17 protein-coding genes are annotated in these 21,986 nt (G+C 48.7%); 6 read left to right on the top strand and 11 right to left on the bottom strand.

Translation table 11 applies throughout. The features are described from left to right. Positions 1-51: 51 nt before the first annotated feature. Entirely contained in the window at positions 52-624 is a 573-nt protein-coding gene (gene mntP, locus AB3G37_RS09230) for a manganese efflux pump MntP (RefSeq protein WP_369790433.1), read from the top strand. Positions 625-655: 31 nt separating this feature from the next. Here the strand turns inward: mntP and AB3G37_RS09225 are convergent, their stop codons facing one another. Beyond that, complete coding sequence (locus AB3G37_RS09225) at positions 656-1,276, bottom strand: TetR/AcrR family transcriptional regulator (RefSeq protein ID WP_369790432.1); 621 nt, start codon at positions 1,274-1,276, stop codon at positions 656-658. Positions 1,277-1,407: 131 nt separating this feature from the next. On the opposite strand from AB3G37_RS09225, the gene AB3G37_RS09220 reads away from it, so the two are divergent. Next, positions 1,408-2,814 (top strand): MFS transporter, encoded by a 1,407-nt coding sequence (locus tag AB3G37_RS09220; protein ID WP_369790431.1) that lies wholly within the window; start codon positions 1,408-1,410, stop codon positions 2,812-2,814. A 51-nt stretch (positions 2,815-2,865) separates the two neighbouring features. Here AB3G37_RS09220 and AB3G37_RS09215 read toward each other — a convergent pair whose 3' ends face one another. After that, positions 2,866-3,804: a LysR family transcriptional regulator gene (locus AB3G37_RS09215; RefSeq protein WP_369790430.1), complete on the bottom strand. Its 939-nt coding sequence runs from the start codon at positions 3,802-3,804 to the stop codon at positions 2,866-2,868. Between the two features lie 125 nt (positions 3,805-3,929). Here AB3G37_RS09215 and AB3G37_RS09210 point away from each other — a divergent pair, with 125 nt between their 5' ends. Further along, on the top strand, positions 3,930-4,544 hold the full coding sequence (locus AB3G37_RS09210) for an ester cyclase (protein ID WP_369790429.1): 615 nt from the start codon (positions 3,930-3,932) through the stop codon (positions 4,542-4,544). An 82-nt stretch (positions 4,545-4,626) separates the two neighbouring features. Beyond that, entirely contained in the window at positions 4,627-5,730 is a 1,104-nt protein-coding gene (locus AB3G37_RS09205; RefSeq protein WP_369790428.1) for an alkene reductase, read from the top strand. Between the two features lie 82 nt (positions 5,731-5,812). Here the strand turns inward: AB3G37_RS09205 and AB3G37_RS09200 are convergent, their stop codons facing one another. The 6 genes from AB3G37_RS09200 to AB3G37_RS09175 all read right to left on the bottom strand — a co-directional run bounded on the left by AB3G37_RS09200 (position 5,813) and on the right by AB3G37_RS09175 (position 15,377). Then, positions 5,813-10,402, bottom strand: coding sequence for an autotransporter outer membrane beta-barrel domain-containing protein (locus AB3G37_RS09200; protein WP_369790427.1), 4,590 nt, complete (start codon positions 10,400-10,402; stop codon positions 5,813-5,815). A gap of 299 nt (positions 10,403-10,701) precedes the next feature. After that, on the bottom strand, positions 10,702-11,031 hold the full coding sequence (locus tag AB3G37_RS09195) for an SDR family oxidoreductase (protein ID WP_369790426.1): 330 nt from the start codon (positions 11,029-11,031) through the stop codon (positions 10,702-10,704). A gap of 62 nt (positions 11,032-11,093) precedes the next feature. Then, positions 11,094-12,119: an aldo/keto reductase gene (locus AB3G37_RS09190; protein WP_369790425.1), complete on the bottom strand. Its 1,026-nt coding sequence runs from the start codon at positions 12,117-12,119 to the stop codon at positions 11,094-11,096. Between the two features lie 166 nt (positions 12,120-12,285). Continuing rightward, positions 12,286-13,611: an amidohydrolase family protein gene (locus AB3G37_RS09185; RefSeq protein WP_369790424.1), complete on the bottom strand. Its 1,326-nt coding sequence runs from the start codon at positions 13,609-13,611 to the stop codon at positions 12,286-12,288. A gap of 108 nt (positions 13,612-13,719) precedes the next feature. Then, on the bottom strand, positions 13,720-14,499 hold the full coding sequence (locus tag AB3G37_RS09180; RefSeq protein WP_369790423.1) for an alpha/beta fold hydrolase: 780 nt from the start codon (positions 14,497-14,499) through the stop codon (positions 13,720-13,722). Continuing rightward, a complete protein-coding gene (locus AB3G37_RS09175; protein WP_369790422.1) occupies positions 14,496-15,377 on the bottom strand; it encodes a fumarylacetoacetate hydrolase family protein in 882 nt (293 codons plus the stop codon). Before AB3G37_RS09175 ends, AB3G37_RS09180 begins: the two co-directional genes overlap by 4 nt. A gap of 179 nt (positions 15,378-15,556) precedes the next feature. On the opposite strand from AB3G37_RS09175, the gene AB3G37_RS09170 reads away from it, so the two are divergent. Further along, positions 15,557-16,264 carry a FadR/GntR family transcriptional regulator gene (locus AB3G37_RS09170; RefSeq protein WP_369790421.1) on the top strand — a complete coding sequence of 236 codons (708 nt, stop codon included), beginning with the start codon at positions 15,557-15,559 and terminating at the stop codon, positions 16,262-16,264. Positions 16,265-16,415: 151 nt separating this feature from the next. After that, a complete protein-coding gene (gene fhuA / locus AB3G37_RS09165; RefSeq protein ID WP_369790420.1) occupies positions 16,416-18,584 on the top strand; it encodes a ferrichrome porin FhuA in 2,169 nt (722 codons plus the stop codon). Between the two features lie 81 nt (positions 18,585-18,665). Here the strand turns inward: fhuA and AB3G37_RS09160 are convergent, their stop codons facing one another. The 3 genes from AB3G37_RS09160 to AB3G37_RS09150 all read right to left on the bottom strand — a co-directional run bounded on the left by AB3G37_RS09160 (position 18,666) and on the right by AB3G37_RS09150 (position 21,941). Further along, positions 18,666-19,913, bottom strand: coding sequence for a hypothetical protein (locus AB3G37_RS09160; RefSeq protein ID WP_369790419.1), 1,248 nt, complete (start codon positions 19,911-19,913; stop codon positions 18,666-18,668). A 94-nt stretch (positions 19,914-20,007) separates the two neighbouring features. After that, the gene (locus AB3G37_RS09155) at positions 20,008-20,724 is read right to left on the bottom strand and encodes an SDR family oxidoreductase (protein WP_369790418.1); all 717 of its coding nucleotides are present in this window, start codon (positions 20,722-20,724) and stop codon (positions 20,008-20,010) included. Positions 20,725-20,756: 32 nt separating this feature from the next. Next, positions 20,757-21,941 (bottom strand): MFS transporter, encoded by a 1,185-nt coding sequence (locus AB3G37_RS09150; RefSeq protein WP_369790417.1) that lies wholly within the window; start codon positions 21,939-21,941, stop codon positions 20,757-20,759. Positions 21,942-21,986: the final 45 nt, after the last annotated feature.

The following is a 21,986-nucleotide window of genomic DNA, read 5'->3' as shown; positions in this document are numbered from 1 at the left end:
CTTTAAATTAATAGCCTTTCTTCTCTATTAAAGGCATCACTGGTCTGTTTTATGAACACTTACGCAATCTTGATTTTAGCTTTTGGCATGTCAATGGACGCCTTTGCTGCCGCCATCGGTAAGGGAGCCTCATTGCATCGTCCTCCGTTAAGAGAAGCGCTGCGTACCGGTTTAATTTTCGGTGTTATCGAAGCCATTACGCCGATTATTGGTTGGGGCATCGGCCTCGCCGCCAGTAAGTTCATCATGAGCTGGGACCACTGGGTGGCTTTCATCCTGCTGCTGATTTTAGGCGTGCGCATGATTACCGAAGCTTTTAAGAAAGATAAAGTCGAAGAGGCGGATATTCCGAGCCGACACGGCTTCTGGCTATTAGTGACTACCGCGATCGCCACCAGCCTGGATGCGATGGCCGTGGGCGTAGGTCTGGCCTTCCTGCAGGTCAACATTCTGGTAATGGCGCTAACTATCGGTGCAGCCACCACCATCATGGCGACGGCAGGCATGCTGCTTGGCCGTTTCCTCGGTGGCGCTATCGGTAAATGGGCTGAAGTGCTCGGCGGCCTAGTGCTGATAGGCATCGGCACTTCTATCCTGGTTGAGCATCTTGGTTTGTTGAAGTGATCCAAGAAAAGAATCTGCATAACCGAATCGCCTACAGTTCACGATCCTCGGCAGTGTGAGTCGCCATTACGCTGCCGATAATAAATTCGTTAGCCTTTACCAGTGACTGATAGTCGGGACTAACCTTACCGTACACCCGCATTCCCTCCAGCATCATAAAAATCGTTTCGGCCATGACAGCAGCTTCAATATCGGTTCTGAAAATTTTCATCTGCTGACCCAGTAGTAGGATATTCAGCAGGTTTTCTTTAATCTCATTAAATTTGTTGCGCACTTTCACTTTAACTTCATCATCTCCAGGCAAAAGTTCACTGGCTGCTGCGATAGTAAAACAGCCCCGCTCTCCTTCAGCGCCCGTTGAAAGCAATGCTCCGTACTCAAGGGTTTCCCGCAAAGCAGCCTCGGGTGATTTTTTCTGCGCCCGTGTTCGTAAACGCCCTAAACCTTGCTCCATATATTGCGAAAGTGCAGCAAAAAAAATGCTTCGTTTATCGGGATAAAGCTTGTAAATACTTGCGCTTGCAAGCCCCGACGCTTTCATTAGGTCGCTTATTGAGGTGGTCTGATAGCCCTTCGTCCAGAAGCAGTCTAGTGCGATGTCAAGAAAGTCATTTGGGTCGAACTCTCTAGGTCTACCGAGATTTTTTTTCATAATTGACCTCAATGCCCAGTGTATACAATGTGGAAATCATTGTAGATTAACCACTCCACAAATCAATTATTCTAGGCTATTATCCTTAAATCACGCGGCAAACATGAATAAAGTCATTTAGAAGAGAGCCTATGCATTCTGGTGAAAACCTCAAAATTGATACTTTGTTTCCCACCAAGGTATTTATTAACGCGTTGATTACCGCGCTGGGCTATGTTGTTGTTCAGCTGGATGTGACCATCGTGAATGTTGCGCTCCCCACTTTTTCTCGTGTTTTCGACGCTGATATCTCAATCTTGCAGTGGATACCAGATGCCTATGTAATAGTCTTTGCTGCTTTGCTACTGGCTGCAGGAGGGTTAAGCGACAAATATGGCAGTAAAAATATCAACCTGGCCGGGATAGGTCTTTTTTTGTTGGCCTCTTTGCTATGCGCTTTATCTCCCTCTCTAAATCTCATGATTTTGGGGCGAGTTTTTCAAGGGATTGGCGCGGCACTTATCGTCCCCTCATCTCTATCATTACTGACAGGCGCATGTGGCGATAACTCGTCTTTACGGCGTAAAGCCATTGGTTGGTGGAGCGCTATCGGAGGAGTGATTAGCGCAGCTGGACCATTTTTTGGCGGTCTAATCCTCAAGCATATTTCGTGGCATGCTCTATTTCTGCTAAATATCCCGATTTGTATGGTCGGAATAATTTTAACAATGTTTTATGTTCATGAACCGGCAACGCCACGAATGCGCAATATCGATCACAAAGGCATTCTGCTTTTTGTGATAACCAGTTTTTCGCTGATTTATCTTTTAATTCAGTTTGGAAAAAGTTATGCCTTCACTCAGACATTATTGCTGTGTCTGGGAATATTTGCATTTGCATGCATTATGCTGATTGTACATATCAAAAATAGTGTAAACGCCTTTTTACCCCTTAGCTTATTAAGAAACCGGATTTTCTCTCTCAGCCTTTTATTAGGCGCAATCATGAATTTGGCTTTTTACGGCTCAATCTTCCTGTTGACTGTGTACTTTCAGGTATACCGTGGTTTTTCTCCGCTAATGACCGGCTTGGCCCTGCTGACGTTTGCCGTTATTGCATTAGCCAATACCGCCAGTAGCGCTATCTCTGAACGAATAGGAGTTCGCCTGACTATTGTCATCGGTTTGCTTATCGCGACGATAAACTATTCCAGCCTTGCCTTGCTGACCTATACCGACGCATCTTATAAAACTTTTGTTGGATTCCTGTTTCTAATGACGCTCGGCGGCGGAATTGCGACACCGGCTATCATCGCCTCCTGCCTGTATCAAGCTCCTCCCAATAAAGCGGCTACTGCTTCCGCAGCTATTAATGCAATGCGCCAAACTGGCGCTGCTGTGGGTGTTGCTCTGCTAGGAATACTGGTAACAGGAACTCATTTTTCTATCAATATCGGTGCAAGTGTCGGATTTGCCATTGCTGCCGTGATAATGTTTTGTGCTGCGCTAGTCGTATTTAAAAGTTTTATCATGCCCACTGCAATTCCAGACGATGCTTGAAGACGGGTCATCCTGAGTATTAATAAAACGCCGCAACGTATTTCACACTCTTTAAATATACCCTTTGCTCAACAGCAGCGATTCCAATGCCGTATTCTCATCGGCAAAGCGCGCGATCAAAAAGTCCAGCAACGCGCGGACCCTTGGGGCCATGTAACGGCTACGCTGATACATGGCGTGAACGGGTAATTCCGGCGTTCGCCACTCGGGCATGACGATACACAGCCTGTCGGCACGTAAATCTTCTTGTATATCCCACAGCGATTTCATCGCAATACCCTTGCCTTCAACTGCCCATTCACGGGCGACGGCACCATCGTTGGTCTCTCTGGCCAGCGCGGAAGGCACCACGTAAGTTTCTGAAAGTTGACCTTGGGTAAAACGCCATTCGTTGGCGATTCCATTGGTTGAACAAAGAACAATACACTGGAATTTGTCCAATTCGCCGGGATTGGCGGGTACGCCATGGGTCGCGATAAAACTCGGCGATGCGCACAAAACCCGGCGATTGGGCGCTAATTTGCGGGCGACCATTGAGCTATCGGGCGGCACGTCAAATCGAATGGCCAAATCAAGATCGTCCTGCAGCAAATTAGACAGCGAATCGGCCAGCACCAAAGCGAACTGGACTTGGGGATAAAGCTCCCCAAACTCATCTAACCATTTTTTCAGCATCCGCCTGCCGAAGTCCGAGGTGGCGGCAATCCTGATTTTCCCCATCACCGCAGTGCGACCGGCCAGCAGCGCGGCGCGAGCATCATCCAGCGCGGCAAGGGCCTGTATGCAATGCGCAAGATACAGGCTCCCTTCTTCCGTCAGGCGCAACTGCCGCGTGGTTCGTTCAAATAGCCGGGTATTAAGCTCTGCCTCAAGCTTGACCAATCGCGCGCTTGCTGCTGCGGGAGATAACCCCAGCCTCCTTCCCGCTGCGGATAAACCGCCCAAATTGGCAGTTTCTACAAATAGCCGAATGTCACCGAGATTGTCCACGATTTTTCCAAATATTTTGATAATCCATCAAATGTTAGCCCAATTATCAAACCCATGCCATTTCGGCACAATGGCCTTACTTTATCGAACCATCAAAACAACATTACTTGAGTACGGAGTCAATCATGTCAACACAGTTCCCTGCTTTCAAAAAAAGCTTCAAAGCGTTAACTAGCGCGATGATTGCTGCGGGCTTTACCACGGCGCTTTTCGCAACATTTCCTGCCGTCGCCATCGGTGCTACAGGGTCAAACCTCAGCGCCCAGGGTCAGGACAATCTTGTTCGCCCCGACACGCTAATCGTTGACTCCGGATTGTCCAAACAACAGGCCCGCGAGCAAATTCTGGCGGCACGTCGCTACGACACATTCTGGACTAACGGCGATGAGGCATTGGCTCGCAGCGCGCTGGCATCTGACTTTATGGACCGGACATTACCCCCTGGACGTCCGCAAGGTGTTGAATGCCCTTTGATCGCATCGAAAGGATTCAGAGCCGCCGTGCCCGATCTTCACTGTGAGGTTGAGCAGATGATGGTAGTAGGTAATCGAGTGGTATCACACCTGCGGTTCAGCGGTCATTTCACCGGTATCTTCAATGGAGTTAAAGGAAAAGGACAATCCGTGAACTTTATAGCTACTGATATCTATCGGATAAATAATGGGAAAATTGTCGAAAACTGGCATTTGGAAGACAACCTGACCTTCCTGCAACAGGTTGGGCTAGTGGCTAAACACTAATGGCGCAGTGCCGACAATATGGGTCTGCAGACAAGAAAGTCTGCGACTCATCAGCCAATCATTAACTGGAGAATTTTCAATTATGCAGAACAGCTCACGCCTTTTTACGCCCACAGTTATCGGCAATAATACCCTGCCGCACCGTATCGTTATGGCTCCCATGACTCGTGCGCGCAGTACGCAGCCGGGAGACGTGCCGAATGAAATGAATGCTCGCTACTATGCCCAACGAGCCTCGGCGGCATTGATAGTCACCGAAGCGACGCAGATATCACCGCAGGGAAAAGGCTATTCCTTTACTCCAGGCATTTACAGTGCCGAACAGGTTGCAGGATGGCGACAGGTAACTGATGCAGTCCATGCAGCCGGTGGGCGGATATTCCTTCAACTTTGGCACGTTGGCCGTATGTCGCACGCTGATTTTCATGATGGCAGGCTTCCTGTTGCGCCCTCTGCCGTTCCATTCGAAGGACAAATCTGGAAGGTTGATCCTGTGACCGGCAAAGGTGCCATGACCGACTGCCCGACCCCGCGAGCTTTGACACGCGAAGAGATCGCTGGCGTTGTCGATGATTTTTGCAACGGCGCACGTAATGCAATCGCCGCCGGATTTGATGGCGTAGAGATTCACGGTGCCAATGGTTATCTGGTTGACCAGTTTTTACGCACCACATCCAATGTGCGCACCGACGAGTACGGCGGTTCTCGTGAAAATCGGCTGCGCTTTTTGAAGAATGTCGTTAATGCCGTTGTCGATGAAGTGGGTGCAGAGCGAACTGCAATCCGTCTTGCGCCGTTTCTCACCGCTCGTGGAATGGATTGCCCGGATATTTTGCCAACAATTCTCGATGCCTCCGCTTTCCTGCAAGAAAAAGGGATTGCCTATATGCACCTTGTCGAAGCAGATTGGGACGACGCGCCTCAGTTTACTGAAACTTTCCGTAAGGATATTCGCGAAAGATTTACGCGCCCTATTATTGTTGCAGGCAAATACGATAAAGACCGCGCAGAATGGGTACTCGAAAATGGCTATGCCGATCTGGTGGCATTTGGTCGCTCTTTTATTGCCAATCCAGATTATCCACATCGTCTGGCGCAAAATCTTCCACTGGCAGATTTCGAAGGCAGTACGCTTTTCGGCGGCACAGAGCATGGCTATACCGATTATCCCGGCAGTCAAAAGTAAATAAGACTATTGGATCACAGATAAAACCTGGCTATAGCTTTTCAGTAAAATATATTCAGTTGGTAGTCTTTTTTAAGTCAGGCTACCAACTGTATTTAACCCCAACCATTGCCTCGGTATTGGTATAACCTTTGTTTCCGATTTGCTGACCGACATTGCCCCAGGCAGTAAGATTTTGAGTAAGTTGCCCCTCAACACCGGTTTTTACCTCGCCAATGTTATTCGCGCCATCCTGGCTAACCCTTGCGCCATTCATTTCAGTGCTGAAGTTACGAGTATTGTGTAGCCAGTTTAGTTCAATGAAGGGTTCAAACTCGCGGCTTTTGCCGTCATCAATTTTACTGTGCCCTTTCAGGAATAGCCGGGTGCCAAGTCGGGTCTGGATATTGCCATTGCCATCGGTGTTGATTAAGGTGCCGTTGCTTTCGGTGTGATTATTTGCTTTAACGTCCATCCATGTTATTTGCGCCTGCGGCTGAATATATACCGTATTCAGGCTCTGCTTGCTGGAGTAAAACTCACCGATTTTCCAGGTATATCCCGTTTCCAGAGAGGCACTAAATCCGTTTGAGTTATATTTCTCTTGCGGCAAATCTTCGCCATTGACCTTATTTTTGAACCAATTGTATTGCAACCAACTATCCAGATATAACCCCGTCTTATTAACATCATTGGCATACCATGTGCCATACACGCCTACGCTGTAACCGCTAACCTGCCCTTTAGAAGTATTACCCGTAACGCCAGAGTGAGTGTTACTTTGGTTATTACCGTACCCTGCCATCAAACCAATATGTCCGCGATCCAGACCATTGTTACTCCATTGGGCTACGTCACCACCTAACATAACGACATACTGATTAGAGGTGGTCTTCAGTGAACCAATATTTGAGCGCCAGCCATTGTGGGTGCCAACTTGACGTAGCCACAGGCTGGTCACCCGTTTCTCCCCCGTCAGGGCATCGGTATATTGAGTTTCTCCCAATCGGTCGTGCAGACGGGTATTAAACATGGTGTTGGCCGCTGCCAGGTTCTCGATATAACTGCCGGCTTCCGGGCGCAGCATGATGTCAGAAGATGGCGCAACAGTGGCCGGATTGTCTGGAACCGTCGGGCTTGTTGGAGTATCTGGATTGGCAGGGTTATCCGGGGTCGTCGGATTTGACGGGCTCGTTGGTGTAGTTGGTGTAGTTGGTGTAGTTGGTGTAGTTGGTGTAGTTGGTGTAGTAGGAATAGTTGGATTTGAAGGATTGGCCGGAGTTGTAGGATCCACCGGAGTGACCGTGCCAACCGGCTCGCTGGCGCTGTTGGTCAGATACCAGTTACTTTGATTATTGAGCGCGCCCCGCGCCAGTCGATAGTCATAAGCACCCGCAACAATACGTCCATCCTGCAAGAAATTACCGTCAGAACTGCCGCCAACGTTAATCAACTCAATCCCGTTTAAGGTTCTTGCGCCACTGCCTCCCGCATTTTCTACGCTCACCAGTGTGGTACCGCTGGTATTACCGCGAATTGACATGTGATCGGTCGCGGAATTATCACCGCCCAATGCAGTATTGAAGGCTATAGTTCCATTATTACCTATGTAATTTCCATTAATCGTTAGCGTGTTTCCGGCCTGAATATTACTGCCTGTTTGCCCAAGCTGAATTATTCCGCCGTTAGTGAGACTACCGCCAATAGTCAGAGAGTCGCTGGTTGCTGACGCGGTCTGAATTTCCGCCAGAGTAGTCATATTCTGCGAGGTAGAATTACTGCCCACCTGCAACACTCCAAGGTTATTTACATCCCCCGCCACCGCACCATTACCCGCCAAAAAACCCTGATTAATATTAATTACAGATGTTGCCAGCGTCAGCGGCTGGTTGCGGCTACCAAAATTAATGCCTCCCTGATTAATATCCGTAATGCCGGTATAAGCACTGCTGGGCGCGGTCAACGTCACGACTCCAACCCCTTCTTTAACCAGATTACCTTCCCCCATAACACTATTATTGAGCGTCCAGTCAGTATCGGTTATCAAGTTTAGCGTGCCGCTATCATTAACCGCCGCGCTGCCAAGATGCTGAGCTTCACTTGCTGTCAGTTGGCTGCTGGGGTCAATATTAAAAATACCGCTGAAGAGAGCATTATCACCCGCCAAAACAATCTGACTGCCATTCAGATTAACAGTACCACTATTGCTTAAACTGTTTTGCAATGAGCCATTGGCGCTAGTCAGAATAAGCTTACCTGCGTTATCAATAGCACCGCTTCCCAGCCCGGCCGCATTATTCAAGCTGATCGTTGCATCATTAAGTATTTGAGTATTAGCGGCCAGAGAAGTGTTTTCGCCATTAATTTCCAGAGTACCGTCATTTAATGTGAGGCTACCATCACCCAGCAAATGCCCATTGATGATTCCTCCCTGATCGATTGTCAGGCTCCCGCCATTTATCGCAATTTGTGAATCTTCTGCAGCATCGACACGCCCTGTAGTCTGGGCATAGCCATTCATATTCAGTGTGGTATCAGCGGCTAATTGCAACAGTGAGGTGTTGCCCAGTACGTGATTGTTATTCATCAATAAGTTGCCACTACGAACCTCAGTGATACCGGTGTAATCATTATCCTGATTGGACAGTGACACGGTGCCATTAGCATTGTTTTCAATAGCCAAATCACCGCTGCCAGTCACTTTCGCGCTCAAGTCGGCGGCATTTCCACTGGCACCGGCACTGTTGAGAAGCAGTGCATTGTCACCATTACCCTGAAGATCAACCTGTTTCAAAGCGTAGCCAATATACAGGCCATCCTGATTTTCCCCGGTTGTTAGACGCCAGTCCCATGTCCCCAGAGCAACAAGTGAACCATTTTGCAGTATTCCGTCAGTCACACTGTCGGTAATCACATTACCGTTTGCGTCGACGAGTGCCAGGCTACCGGCATTGCCTGTTACCGTGCCATCTGAACCAGCCAGTCTGATCGTTGTCGTTTTATCATCTTGTGATAACAATGGAATATTATTATCGGCGGCTGGCGTTTCATTAATCATATTATCAACGCCAACTTTCACCGTACCGCTTGCGGTGAGGTTGAGGTCACGCCCGGTTTGAATAGTGTTTTCAGCCCGTGTATTGCCCGGTGCGACACTGCCAAAATCAACAGTTCCCCCATCAAAGGCCAGGCCACCAATATGTTGCACGCCATTACCCACGGTTGTGATGCTGCCCGCTCCAGCCCTTAGTGTTGCCTGATTCAGTGCCTGAGTATTGAGACCACTAAGAATAAAAGTACTGTTACCCAATACCAGCGTGCCAGCAAAAGAGTCACCGGCATTATTACTGTCAAAGCTAAAAGCGTTACCGCCGGTATTGGTGCTGACTGTCCCGTTGCCGCTCAGATGGCTTTTAAAAGCGGTTGCACCACTATTTTGAATAGCCAGCGTGCTGGTCCCGTCTATGTCATATCCTGTATTAATATTGTCGTCAGCTGCATCGCCCAAGGGTAATGACTTATTATTGAGGGTTAAAGTAGAGTTATTGGTGAGATTAATATGTTCAATACCGCGCAGGATATTGGCATTACTGTAGACGTACTGGCTGTTATTCATGACCAATATATCATTGCCGCTTCCGCCATCAATTAAGGGAGAAGTTGCAGCCGTGGCCGCATCGAGATTAGTGAATTCAATACGGTCGTTATCAGCCTCCATCAGCACATTACCCAAGATGCTGCCATTCTCCCAATGGAAAGTATCATCCCCGGTACTCATCCTGATTTCACCTTTTACAATGCCACCGGTCACGCTAACGCTGTCCGCGCCGCCGCTCACGCTGATATTTCCACCGACCGTGCTATTGCCGCTGATAATAATGGTGTCATTACCAAAGCCAGTAACCAAATTACCTGTAATTTCACCGCCGGACATATCAAATATATTATTATCCAGCTTCATATTAACGCGGCCAATTTTACCTCCGGTCATTTTGGCCACGTCTCCGTCTTCGAAAGCATTGACGATGGTGCCACCGGTCATGGTGAAGGTATCGCGGTTATCACCCTGCTGCAGCGAGCCTAATGTTCCGCCGCTCATAACAAAATCGTCTATTCCGCTGCCCTGAGAAAGCGTATCTGTAATAGTGCCATTACTGATAATCGCTTTATCGGCACCGTTGCCTTGGTCCACGTTGCCAGTAATCGTACCCCCCGTCAGGATCAAGGTGTCATTCCCTGCCCCAAAGGTCACTGCATTACCGCTGGCATTGCCTCTAATCGTTCCGCTGTTGATAAGCTGATTATTACCACTTCCGTTGAACAGCACCCCAGGCCCGGTTGTTCCTATTATTGAGCCACTGTTATTCAATACGCTGCTTCCCTCGCGCAGCAATACGCCGGTGGTTCCTGTTAATTGCCCGGCATTGGTAATTTGACTGCCATTGCCTAATGAAATCGCTGCTGCCCCGCTCACATTTAGCACGCTGCCCGAGGTTATATTGACGCTGACGCCCGTGACACCATTAGCGCTGATCACTGCCGTAGAGCCAGGGTTTGGGCTGCTGGTATCACAGAGTACAGATTGTCCTAAGCCCGGTTGATAATTATTACAGGCGGCAAAGGCCTCGTTACCAGAGGTGAAAGCAAGATAAATACAGGTGGAAATTAAAGAAAATTTGCCGATTAATTTCATGTTAATCCTCGTATTTTTAATACGCAGGCATCGTTTCCCCAAAAGCATGGATCGAAGAATTTTATGAAGGACGCCTTTGCCAGTGTTATAGGTATTTTTTGAGCGTTAACAATGCGTAGACAAGAAATAACGTGAAGTGGTTAAAACAGCTAAATCAAGAAGGAGGTAAGCATTAATATTATTTTAGGTAAAACTTTAGTAAAAAATGTAACAAATAAATCAGATCAAGGCCGCAAATTTGCTTATTGCTTGCCTATTGATGGGGAAAAATTCTGGATCACGCGCCTATTATAGAGCTCTCAACTCATATACCAGCCGCCGTTAACATTAATGGTTTGCCCGGTGATATATCCATTTCTTACTAGTATCATGACAGTATCAACCACTTCTTCAGGCTGTCCAAATCGGCCGACAGGAATAAGATCGGGTTTAGTATTTGGATTATTCAGTATCATATCCGTTTCTATCAGCGCTGGGGCAACAGCATTGACGGTAATACCGGAACCTGCCAGTAAATTGGAATAGCAATGCATTAATCCAATCTGGCCAGCCTTGCTGGCGGCATAATGTGGACCGATTACGCCACCGGTTTGCGCCGGTAACCAGTGCCACTTTCCCTTTAATATCATCCATAGGTCACCTCGAAATTGCATAATTATTATGGCCACTCAAGGTAGCCATATTGTTTACATCAGATTTTAGGATTGCGCTCAACGTAAGTCATCAGCTGATGCCAGTAAGGATAGACTCGGTCCTTGTCACTGACGATATTCAGCCTTTGCATCTGATCTGCACTGAGTTCGAAATCAGAGGATTCAAGGTTTTGTGCCAGCTGTTCACTGTTTCTTGCACCGATAATCACACTTGAAACTGTCGGACGTTGCAGCACCCAGCGAAGTGCAACTTGAGAGACATTTTTACCTGTCTCGGCGGCGACAGTTTCGAGTACGTCAATTACGTCATAAAACTGTGCTTCAGGCAGGCTGTGGCCGTAAGGTTTAAGCGTGGCAGAGCGGCTGCCTTCCGGTGCTGTTTTATTTCGGCTTATTTTACCGCTCAAGCGACCGCCGGCCAATGGGCTCCAGACGATGGTGCCGATGTTTTCTTCCAAAGCCAGGGGCATCAGCTCCCACTCGTACTCTCGGCCAAGCAGAGAATAGTAAGCCTGATGGGCAACGTATTTTGACCAACCGTGACGCTCGGAAATAGATAATGATTTCATTAACTGCCAACCGGAGAAATTCGAGCAGCCTATGTAACGGACCTTGCCCGCGGTAACCAAATCCTCCAGAGCGCGCACAGTTTCCTCAATCGGCGTTTTGGCATCGAAGGAGTGCATCTGCCAGATATCGATATGATCAGTTTTCAAGCGGCGCAGCGAGTCTTCACAGGCTTTAATTAAATGATAGCGTGAAGTGCCTACATCATTAATGCCTTCGCCAGTTCGAAATGCTGCCTTGGTAGAGATCAAGATATTATTACGGTTTCCCTCAATTGCCTCCCCCAGAATCTCTTCCGCTCTGCCACCGGAGTAAGCATCGGAAGAATCAACCAAGTTCACGCCTTTATCGATGCATAGACCCAGCAGCGACTTGGCTTCTTTAACATCAGTGGCGCCCCAGGCTTTAAAAAACTCATTGCCGCCGCCGAAAGTGGCCGTCCCAAAACTTAGCTCAGAAACAAGAAGACCGCTGTTACCCAGTAAATTATATTTCATGCTACCTCCAGATGGTTAAGGTGACTTGCCAGGAACACGATAATGGACTGGACAGTACAGTTCAACTTTTTAATTTTTTACTTAAATTTAAAGCCCCGAGTTGGGGCTTTAAGCTTGAGGGAATCCACCTGAGGCTGGGAGATTCTGTGGTGGCAATCGCCTAAAATCAGTGATGAATCACTGGATCTGCACTTTTTCTTTTCGCCCCTGTTGCAAAAGTCATATCTGGAGTTTGTATGCCGAGGTTATTTTTATGAATTACCCCATCCTTCATGACCAATGCAATATTTTCTGGATGCTGAAGAACTCTTATGTCAGCCACTGGATTACCGGTCACTAAAATAATATCGGCCAGATACCCCTCCTTTATCTGACCCAGCTCATGCCCTTGCATCATCAATTCGCCGCCATAGCGAGTGGCAGCCACAAGAGCCTCGGTGGTTGTCATCCCAAGATAAGTAGTGAAATATTCAAGATCATGCGCATTCGTGCCGTGCGGCATCCAGGCAAAACCGTAATCTCCACCTGGAAGAACACGAATACCCCGTTTGTGCATTTTTTGCAGAGTCTCGACTGCTACTTCCAGCTCTCTTTTATATCCCATCTTCTCGGCAATCTCGGGAGTAATACCATATTCCGATGCGTTGTAAGTGGTACGGATCAGCCATGCAAGGCCTGGTGCAACAAAATGTTTATCCTTGTTGGCTTCAAGCATGTCCAGCGCCTCTTCATCGGCAAAGCTGGCGTGATAAACCATTTCGATACCATAGCGAACACACTGCTTTACTGACTCGCTTGAGCGGGCATGTGCCGCAACCCTTTTGCCAAAGCGCTTGGCCTCCGACACCAACATCGCCACCTCTTCTTCTGAAAACGGCGACATTTCAGCAGGAATACCGGCAATATATTCCCCTGAGAGATTTATTTTCAGATGGTCAACACCGTATTTTACAAACTGGCGCACCGACTTGCGGATTTCTTCAGGACCGCAGCAAATACTGCCAAAGTTAAGCTCGGGAAAAGGCAAGTGCGGCAAGGAGTTATCGCCCAGTGCCCCAATGGTGCTAACCTCCTGACTGCCGGCTAAATATCTGGGCCCCGGAAACTGTCCGGAATTAATGGCGTTGCGTAATACCACATCAAGACGTGGTTTCGCAGCCGCGGCACCAATGCAGGAAGTCCATCCCATATCCAGATAACGCCTGGCGACGCCGACACACCAAAGAATGTGTTCTTCTGGAGGCATCATCTGAATCGCCGCCAAAGAGGGCTGGTCATTCCATGAAAAATGCGTGTGAGCCTCGGTCATCCCCGGCATCAAAAATGCCCCTTTGCCGTCAATGACGACTGCATCGACATCGGCCAGCCTTGCATTACCTTTTATGACTTTTCGGATGCGATTATTTTCGACCAGCACGCCACCTTTGTAAGCTTTATCTCCACTGCCATCGAAAATGGTGACATTGGTGAATACAACTTTGTTGTTATCCATTTGCTTGCTCCAATTTCTTGTAGGGTCAGACCGACATATCACTCATGTCAGTACAGGTTAGATGTTTTTTAGCACACTCTACTTTGGAGGATGCCTTATTGTTTTGGGCTAATTATTATAAAAATTAATGAGTTGAATAAGACATTCGTCCGGCTTTTCAAAAGTGGTCCAGTGCCCGCAGCCCTCTAGAATTTTCACGCTGGGCTTGTCCAGGCGATTCGCCATCGTTTGCACTTGCTCAGGAGACCCAACGCCATCCTCTTGCCCCGTTACCAGCAATACTGGAACCGCGATTTTTTCAATCTGCGCGGGTTGTGCATTAGCCAGTGCCTCACAGCTTTGGGCATAACCTTCCGGCGTTTGACGCATTACGCTTTCACGAATCAAAGCGACGACGGCAGGTTTGGAATCTTTGGTTTCTTCGCTGGTAGCGCCCTTTATTATGGCGTCGGCAATTTCCTGTAGCCCTTTGACTCCCTGTTCACGGCACAATTTCGCTCTGCCATGAATCCCCGGTCGTCCGGCGTCTGGCGGGGCTAGCAGCGGGCCAAACAGCGCTAGCGTTTTCACTCTTGAGGGGTTTTTCACTGCAAAATGCTGAGCAATAATCGTCCCCATGGAGTGAGCTACGATATGCACGCTGTCGATATCCAAGGCATCAAGGACGCGCTCAACGCTAGCGACATAAGATTCAATTGAGAGTAAATCTGCCGGCAAGGCGGAGCGCGCGCTTCCGGGCAGGTCGATGCGTAAAAGATTGAAACTGGCAAAGGCTGGTAATAATGGTGTCCAGATATTAGAGGATCCGCCTAGTCCATGAATACACAGCAGCGCTTCACCTTTGCCTTGGGTTTCAATGACCATTCCGTCGATGATTTGTGTACTCACTCTCCCACCTCGTTCTCTAATGCACCAATGCCCTCGATTTCGATACGCACGACATCCCCAGTCTGTAAAAACTTGGGTGGTGTGAAACCAATGCCTACGCCTGCCGGAGTACCGGTAGCGATGATATCGCCGGGTTTAAGTTCAATACCGGCAGAAAGTGTTTCAATCAGGGTAGGAACATCGAAGACTAAATCACCCAGATTTGAGTTCTGGCGCAGCTCTCCATTCACCCAGCACTGAATTTTTGAGGAAGACAGATCAACCTCGTCAGCTGTCGAGATCCACGGCCCAATTGGACCAAAGCCGTCGAGGGATTTACCGATAAACCACTGCCGATGGTTTTTCTGCAGGTCACGAGCCGTCACGTCGTTGATTACTGTGTATCCCCAAACATGCTTTAACGCCTCTGCCTTAGTAATCCCCTTACCGCCTTTTCCAATAATTACAGCCAGTTCCGCCTCATAGTCCAACTGGCTGGTCACATTGGAATGACGTGGGATCACAGCATGATTTGCGATCAGGGTTTCTGGCGTTTTGCTGAACACCACGGCAAACTCCGGTGCTATTTCCCCCTCTTTGGCGCTGTGATCGAATCCTGACTTACTGAACTCAGCCGCATGCTCGTGGTAGTTCTTGCCAACACAAAAAACGTTACGTTTTGCCTGAAGCGGAACTTCTACAGAAACTTCCTCAAGGGAGTAGCCCTGCGAGGTGGGGTTGATATCATGTTTTACCCTTTCCCAATCTTGTACCAATTGGCTCATGTCACCCATAAAACCAGAGATTATCTCTGCTAGAGGCCAGTAGCGCTCACCGCTATTGTCAATAAGAGCAACAAAACTGGTTTCATTATTGTGCTTTAAGGTAGCAAATTTCATATTATTGGTTCTCCAATGGTACATTTATGGTTCACATTTACATCTAATGTAGCGCAAATTAAGTACCAATCAACCCAATTTTTAAGACTTGTTGAGCTGGCTCATACTTTTTGCGTAGTAGTACCAATTGGTATATATTTATTTTTAACAACTTTTATCAAACAGGATTATCAAAAATAATGAGCAAAATCATGGCTCAAAAATCGGTACGGGCCGACGGTGCGCGCAGGCTTGCAGCCTATTTGGTTGAAGAAATCGAAAGTGGACGTTTGCACGCTGGCCATAAGCTTCCGGCCGAGCGCGAACTATGTGAATCTTTCGAAGCATCGAGAGGCTCCGTGCGACGTGTTTTATCCAACCTCAAAGAAATTGGCCTGATCACCCAAGCGGTGGGCAGCGGTACCTTCGTGGCGGATAACGTAGCCGAATTATTGCCCGCGACAGTTAACAGACTCCCTGAGATCCAGGTGAGTCCAGCAGAGTTGATGGCAGCAAGGTTACTCATCGAGCCACAAATGCCGTCTCTCATTGTTCGTCACGCTACCGCAGCAGATTTTGAACGTATGGATGAATGTCTCACTCAGTCCGAACAGGCCATGACTATCGAAGACTTCGAATATTGGGACGGGGAACTGCACAAGGTTTTCGCTATTGCTACCCATAATAATTTCTTCCTAAAAGTCCTTGAGCTGGCAAATCAGATACGGGATCAGGGGGAATGGGGGCGGTTAAAAAGAAAATCACTGACCCCGGAGCGCAGAAAGAAATACGAGGAACAGCATCGTGCGATGGTTATTGCGCTGAGAGACCGCGACGAGGTTCTTTCCAGACAGCTCGTCACCGAGCATTTAAATCAGGTTCAACTTAACCTTTTTAGCCAGAGTTAATTTCCTGTTACTGCCAGTACTTCACCCTTCCGAGTAAAAAAAACCGCTCGTTAATGATTATCATTGTCATTTAAAAACATAGGATGATAGGATTTACATCTTCGAAATGATGATGCTAACTTCCCTTGTTTGATTTCTGGCTGAGACCAAAATGATATCTAAAAGTATAAAATTCCCCCATCAACCGCTGGCTCTATTGATAGCTTCTGCTTTGGCTTCGTTGTCCTTTTCAGCAACATCAGCAGAAAAATCAGCAAATACTCAGACTGATGACACAATTACCGTGTCGGCAAACGCCCCGCAGGAAAGTGCCTGGGGCCCAGTGGGGTCCTACGTGGCCAAACAGAGTGCTACAGGGACTAAAACCGATACGCCTTTGGTGAAAACACCGCAGTCAATCTCCGTCGTCACTCGCGAACAGATGGATTTGCTGCAACCCGCTTCAGTCAAGGATGCCTTTAGTTATACGCCGGGAGTGATGGTTGATAACCGCGGCTCTTCCAATGCCTATGACTCAGTCAATATTCGAGGTTTTAGCCAGATTGGCACCAATATCTACCTGGATGGACTCACGTTACCGGGCGATAACTATTCAAACTTCCAGATTGATCCTTACCTGCTCGAACGCGCCGAGCTAATGCGCGGGCCGGTATCGGTGCTGTATGGCAAGAGTGATCCGGGTGGCATTATTTCACTGGTCAGCAAGCGCCCGACCACTGAGACGATTCATGAGGTTCAGTTCAAGACTGGAACTGACGGTTTTTATCAGACCGGTTTCGATTTTGGTGGAGATGTTAACAACGACGATAGATACACCTACCGACTCACTGGCGTAGCACGCGATACTAACCAGATGCAAACCGGCGAGTCGTCGAAAAGCTATGCAATAGCTCCGGCTTTTACCTGGCATCCTGATGACAAGACTACTTTTACGTTTTTGAGTGATTTTCAAAATCAGCCGGATACCGGCTACTACGGCTGGTTGCCAGAACAAGGCACAGTGCGAGATGGCGCAGGCGGCAAGCTCTCAAGACATTTTAACGACGGCGAACCCGGATTTAACAAGCTTTCACGTAAGCAAAAACTGGTTGGTTATGCTTTCAGTCACACTTTTGACGATGTCTGGACAGTACGTCAGAACCTGCATTACGGCACGATTGGCACTGATTATCGCAGCATCTATGGCGCAGGAGTGTCGGCAACAGATCCTACCCAGCTAAGCCGTGGAGTAATGAACGACAGAGAACACCTGTCAACTTTCGCCGTCGACACGCAGTTACAGGCGAAATACGACACCGGCACAGTCGCTCACACCACCCTGTTGGGTATCGATTATCAGCATCTGCGCAATGACATTAAGTATCAAAGCGGTAGCGCATCCAATCTAAGTCTGATTAATCCGCAATACGGCAATCAGAATGTGACTTATACAGGCTCTGCAAGCCTGCTCGATCGTCAGGAGCAAACCGGGCTTTATGCTCAGGATCAGGCACAGTGGAATAAATGGATGTTTACACTCGGCGGTCGCTATGACTGGGCCACCACAGAAAGCACCAATCGTCTGAATGATAATTCCGTCTCAAAACAAAAAGATGGCGAGTTTACCTGGCGTGGTGGTGTGAATTATCTGTTCGACAGCGGCTTTGCCCCGTATGCCAGTTATAGCGAATCTTTCGAACCCACCAGTGGTAGTGATTTTAGCGGCAACACTTTTCAGGCATCTCGCGCCAAACAGTATGAAACAGGCATTAAATACGCGCCAAACAATGCCCTTATCAGCGGCAGCATTGCGGTTTATCAGCTGACCAAAGACAAGAACCTGAGCACCGATCCAGACCACACCCTGTTCTCGGTCCAGACTGGCGAAATTCGCTCACGCGGACTTGAGTTTGAGACCAAGGCAGCAGTTAACGAGAATATTAACCTGCTCGCCTCCTTTACCTACACCGATGCCAAATACACCAAGGATGAAAGCTACAAGGGCAACAGGCCGTATGAAATTCCAAAATATATGGCTTCGCTTTGGAGCGATTACACTTTCTATGAAACGGCACTCAGTGGTCTGACCTTAGGCGCCGGGGTACGCTACGTGGGGACTTCTTACGGCGATGACGCCAACACGTTCAAAGTTGACCCTTATACTATTTGGGATGCAGCAATTAAATACGATCTGGGTCGTTTTGGCATGCCGGGTTCCAGTCTGGCGGTTAACGTGAACAACCTGTTCGACAAGAAGTATGTCTCAAGCTGCTATGCAACTTACGCCTGTTACTGGGGCGCAGAACGTCAGGTAACAGCAACGGCAACCTTTAGCTTCTAAACTGGCTGAAGGGCATAAAAAAGCGGTGGCATCCTCAAGGAGCCACCGCTTTTTATTGTCTTAACATTCGTAGTCATTAAATTATCGGGCAATTTTTCTCACGTCGCCTTTCAATATCAGACTAAAAATAAACAGAACTGCCATACAGCACAGATAAAATATGCCCCAACTCACATGGTTAAGCAGAGTTGGCACTGCCATCAGGATCAATGTCACCAATAACCGGCTTCCGCCGCATAGCACCGCATAATCAGTGGCCGATTGATCAGTAGCCGCCCATTTCAGGATCAGCGCATAAATAATCACCGATAAAGCACTGCAAGCCATGCCCTGCACGACAGCCCAAAAGATCACTGAACCCGTCAAATGACGATCGATACTCAATACTGTGCCCAATGCTGCAACAGCCGAGATACCCACCAGGAGAAATAATGTTTTAACCGGTGAAAATCGTGCGAGTAATGGCACAATCGCCACAGCGGCCAAAGTATTAAGAACGGGAGACAGCGTGCCCAAAGTCCAGCCAATGTGCTCGAGAGGAACCCCCATTTTCACCAGAATCGGGCGCTGGAAGTAAAACAGCGCGATAATTGCCGTTGTAGTAACAGACAGCATCCCCAGCTGCTTCAAGGCGCCCGGGCGGCGGAAAGTTGCCACGATACTGGCTCTTTTTGCCGCCGCTGCGCGCGGTTTGTCCGCACGAGTCAGCGTCAGTACCGGCAATATGGTCAATAGTGGCAGTGCTGCCGTGACCAGAAATACCCCTTTCCAACCCAGGCTGCCAAACATTCCCAGCAACACACCGCCGCCGATAAAGCCGCCCAACGCCAGAGCACCGACCTTCAAGGCTGCAGCAATGGCGCGATAACGGCTACCGATAATATCTACGGCCAGAGCGTCCAACGCCAAATCCATGGTGGCTACCGCGAAGCAAATCATCAGGCCCAGTGTGAACAAGCCAGCGGCGGGCAAATTGGAACCAAAAGCGACGACGATCAACAACAGCGAGCTAATAATCTGGCAAAGGGCAATCCAGCCAATGCGATAGCTCAGCCACGGTAAAGGTCGGCTATCAATAATCGGCGCCCACAGGAAGGTCAGACCAAAGGGAATATACAGAGCAATAACCCAACCCATAGATTGCAGGTTAACGCCGCGGGTCATCAGAATTGGCGGCACGCTGTATTCAAGCAGGCCAAAACAAACGCCAAAGGAAATATAGAGCAGACCGACAGAAAACAGGACCCAAAATGAAGAAACTGAAGAAACTGAAGAATTAACAGCGTGGGCTGTGGAATGCACAGAGGTTACGTCGTGTTGTGTACTCATTTTACACCAGACCAAAGAAAACATGGGATCAATCCTATCATCCCATGTTTATTTTGCAATGAGAATAATTGTTGTTCTCAAAGTTACAGGGGGATTACATCAGGCTACCACCGCCGTTGACGTGGATCGTTTCACCCGTCAGATAAGGGTTTTGCAAAGCAAACAGGGTTGCATCGGCCAGATCCGCAGGGGCACCCACCTTACGGGCAGGCAAAGACGTTTCCAGGCTGGCGAAGAAAGCTTTACGGTCTTCTTCTGGCATAAATGCCCAACCTTCGGTGTCCACAACGCCCGGAGAAATGCTGTTAAAGCGAATGGGAGCCAGTTCAACGGCCAGCGCTTTGACCAGACCTTCAACACCCGCATTCAGTGCAGAAACCATCGAAGTGCCAGGAGCAGGACGGTCGGCCGCCAGACCAGAGAACAGCACAACCGAGCCGCCCGGTTTGATATTTTTCAGGCCGTATTTTACCAGGTTGATAGGTCCCCAGAATTTACCCGCCAGCATGCGGTCAATCGCGCCGGTATCCATTTCTGCCAGCGGTGCATAGGTCAGGTCAGCCGCTGTGGAAACGAAATAATCAAATTCGCCTACCTGCTCAAAACCATTTTTAGCAGACTCTGTATCGCCGATATCGCACTGAACATAGGTAGCTGGCGATGACAGACGCTTTTCTGCATTGGCCAGTTTTTCAGCCGAGCGGCCTAACAAAGTCACTTTCGCACCTTTTAGCTGCGCCTGACGCGCAATTTCAAAGCCAATACCTGTGCTACCACCCGCGATAACAATATGCTTATCTTTTAAATCCATGATTTATTCCTCTCTAAGACGATGTGAAAGACTTAACTGCTGTATTGATTGTCCATTTTAACGACCGATGCCTGACGCAGAGCAAAAGCAAGCAGAGCAGCGAGTATCAGCGGTAACAACCCCACGAACATTGGCGCTGATGGCGAATAATGGCTGGCAATCCCGCCAAGAATTGAACCGACGGCGATCCCGACATTGAAAGCAGCAATATTCATCCCCGATGCTACTTCCGGGCTAGCGACAGGATTACCCTGTGCCGTGATAAATACGGTTTTTTGCATGATAGGAACGGCACCAAACGAAGCGATACCCCAGATTGCCATGACTACAGACATCGCCACCGTCGAGGAGGACAACATTGATGCACCAAGCAAGGCCAGGCCAATGCCAATAATCACCGCTATCGCAGCTGTTCGGCTACCCATGGCATCAACGAATCGCCCACCCAGGGCATTGCCGATAGCCGCCGCCACGCCATAAATTGCAAACATGCCGGTGATGCCCGAAGCGCTGAGATGAGTATTATCGGCCAGCAGCACTGAGATATAGGTAAAACCGGTAAACGATCCTGCATAAGTCAGCGCGGTAATAACCACAGGATGCAGGATTTGGCGATCGGTCAGCGTTGACCACACAGATACCGAAGGCTTACTGGAATCGTCTCCCTTAATCGTCACTTTCGGGGTAAAGAACAGAATCGCCATAGCCGCCACGATGCTGATGCCGCCGAGAGTAAAGAAAACATCCTGCCAGGCGAAATGACTGCCCGCCAAAGTCCCCAAAGGCACGCCCAGCATCAGAGCCACGGTAAGACCCGCAAAAACAGTGGCAATTGCCCCGCCGCTTTTTTCCTGGCTCACTGCCGAGGCGGCAGTCGATGATGCCAAGGCAATCACCACACCGTGCATCAGTCCAGCGACAAAGCGGGTAAGCAACAACACAGCAATGCTTGATGTCAACGCGGTACCGATATTGCCTGCGGCAAAGACCAGCATGCAGATAGCGAGAACGGTTTTACGAGGTGATTTAGCTAACAGCGCGCTTAGCGTAGGTGCGCCGATGCTGACCCCGATGGCATAAATCCCGATCATCATGCCAACAGAACTCACGTTTAGATGGGTTCCTGCGGCAATTGCCGGTACCAGGCTGACGGCGACAAACTCAGCCAGACCCAGAGCGAAAGTACATATACTCAATGCAAATAAGGCTAACGACATAACATGCTCCCGTGTTGAGACGTACATCATAAATACTTGTCGAAT

It is taken from the genome of Rouxiella sp. WC2420 (assembly GCF_041200025.1).
In the GTDB taxonomy this organism is placed as follows: domain Bacteria; phylum Pseudomonadota; class Gammaproteobacteria; order Enterobacterales; family Enterobacteriaceae; genus Rouxiella.
The sequence above is the reverse complement of the archived record's forward strand: the minus strand, read 5'-3'. Positions and strand labels throughout refer to the sequence as shown.

Coding starts and splice junctions, on each gene's coding strand:
- mntP (WP_369790433.1), top strand. CDS start 52: ATGAACACTTACGCAATCTTGATTTTAGCTTTTGGCATGTCAATGGAC.
- AB3G37_RS09225 (WP_369790432.1), bottom strand. CDS start 1,276: ATGAAAAAAAATCTCGGTAGACCTAGAGAGTTCGACCCAAATGACTTT.
- AB3G37_RS09220 (WP_369790431.1), top strand. CDS start 1,408: ATGCATTCTGGTGAAAACCTCAAAATTGATACTTTGTTTCCCACCAAG.
- AB3G37_RS09210 (WP_369790429.1), top strand. CDS start 3,930: ATGTCAACACAGTTCCCTGCTTTCAAAAAAAGCTTCAAAGCGTTAACT.
- AB3G37_RS09205 (WP_369790428.1), top strand. CDS start 4,627: ATGCAGAACAGCTCACGCCTTTTTACGCCCACAGTTATCGGCAATAAT.
- AB3G37_RS09200 (WP_369790427.1), bottom strand. CDS start 10,402: ATGAAATTAATCGGCAAATTTTCTTTAATTTCCACCTGTATTTATCTT.
- AB3G37_RS09195 (WP_369790426.1), bottom strand. CDS start 11,031: ATGATATTAAAGGGAAAGTGGCACTGGTTACCGGCGCAAACCGGTGGC.
- AB3G37_RS09190 (WP_369790425.1), bottom strand. CDS start 12,119: ATGAAATATAATTTACTGGGTAACAGCGGTCTTCTTGTTTCTGAGCTA.
- AB3G37_RS09185 (WP_369790424.1), bottom strand. CDS start 13,611: ATGGATAACAACAAAGTTGTATTCACCAATGTCACCATTTTCGATGGC.
- AB3G37_RS09175 (WP_369790422.1), bottom strand. CDS start 15,377: ATGAAATTTGCTACCTTAAAGCACAATAATGAAACCAGTTTTGTTGCT.
- AB3G37_RS09170 (WP_369790421.1), top strand. CDS start 15,557: ATGAGCAAAATCATGGCTCAAAAATCGGTACGGGCCGACGGTGCGCGC.
- fhuA (WP_369790420.1), top strand. CDS start 16,416: ATGATATCTAAAAGTATAAAATTCCCCCATCAACCGCTGGCTCTATTG.
- AB3G37_RS09160 (WP_369790419.1), bottom strand. CDS start 19,913: ATGAGTACACAACACGACGTAACCTCTGTGCATTCCACAGCCCACGCT.
- AB3G37_RS09155 (WP_369790418.1), bottom strand. CDS start 20,724: ATGGATTTAAAAGATAAGCATATTGTTATCGCGGGTGGTAGCACAGGT.
- AB3G37_RS09150 (WP_369790417.1), bottom strand. CDS start 21,941: ATGTCGTTAGCCTTATTTGCATTGAGTATATGTACTTTCGCTCTGGGT.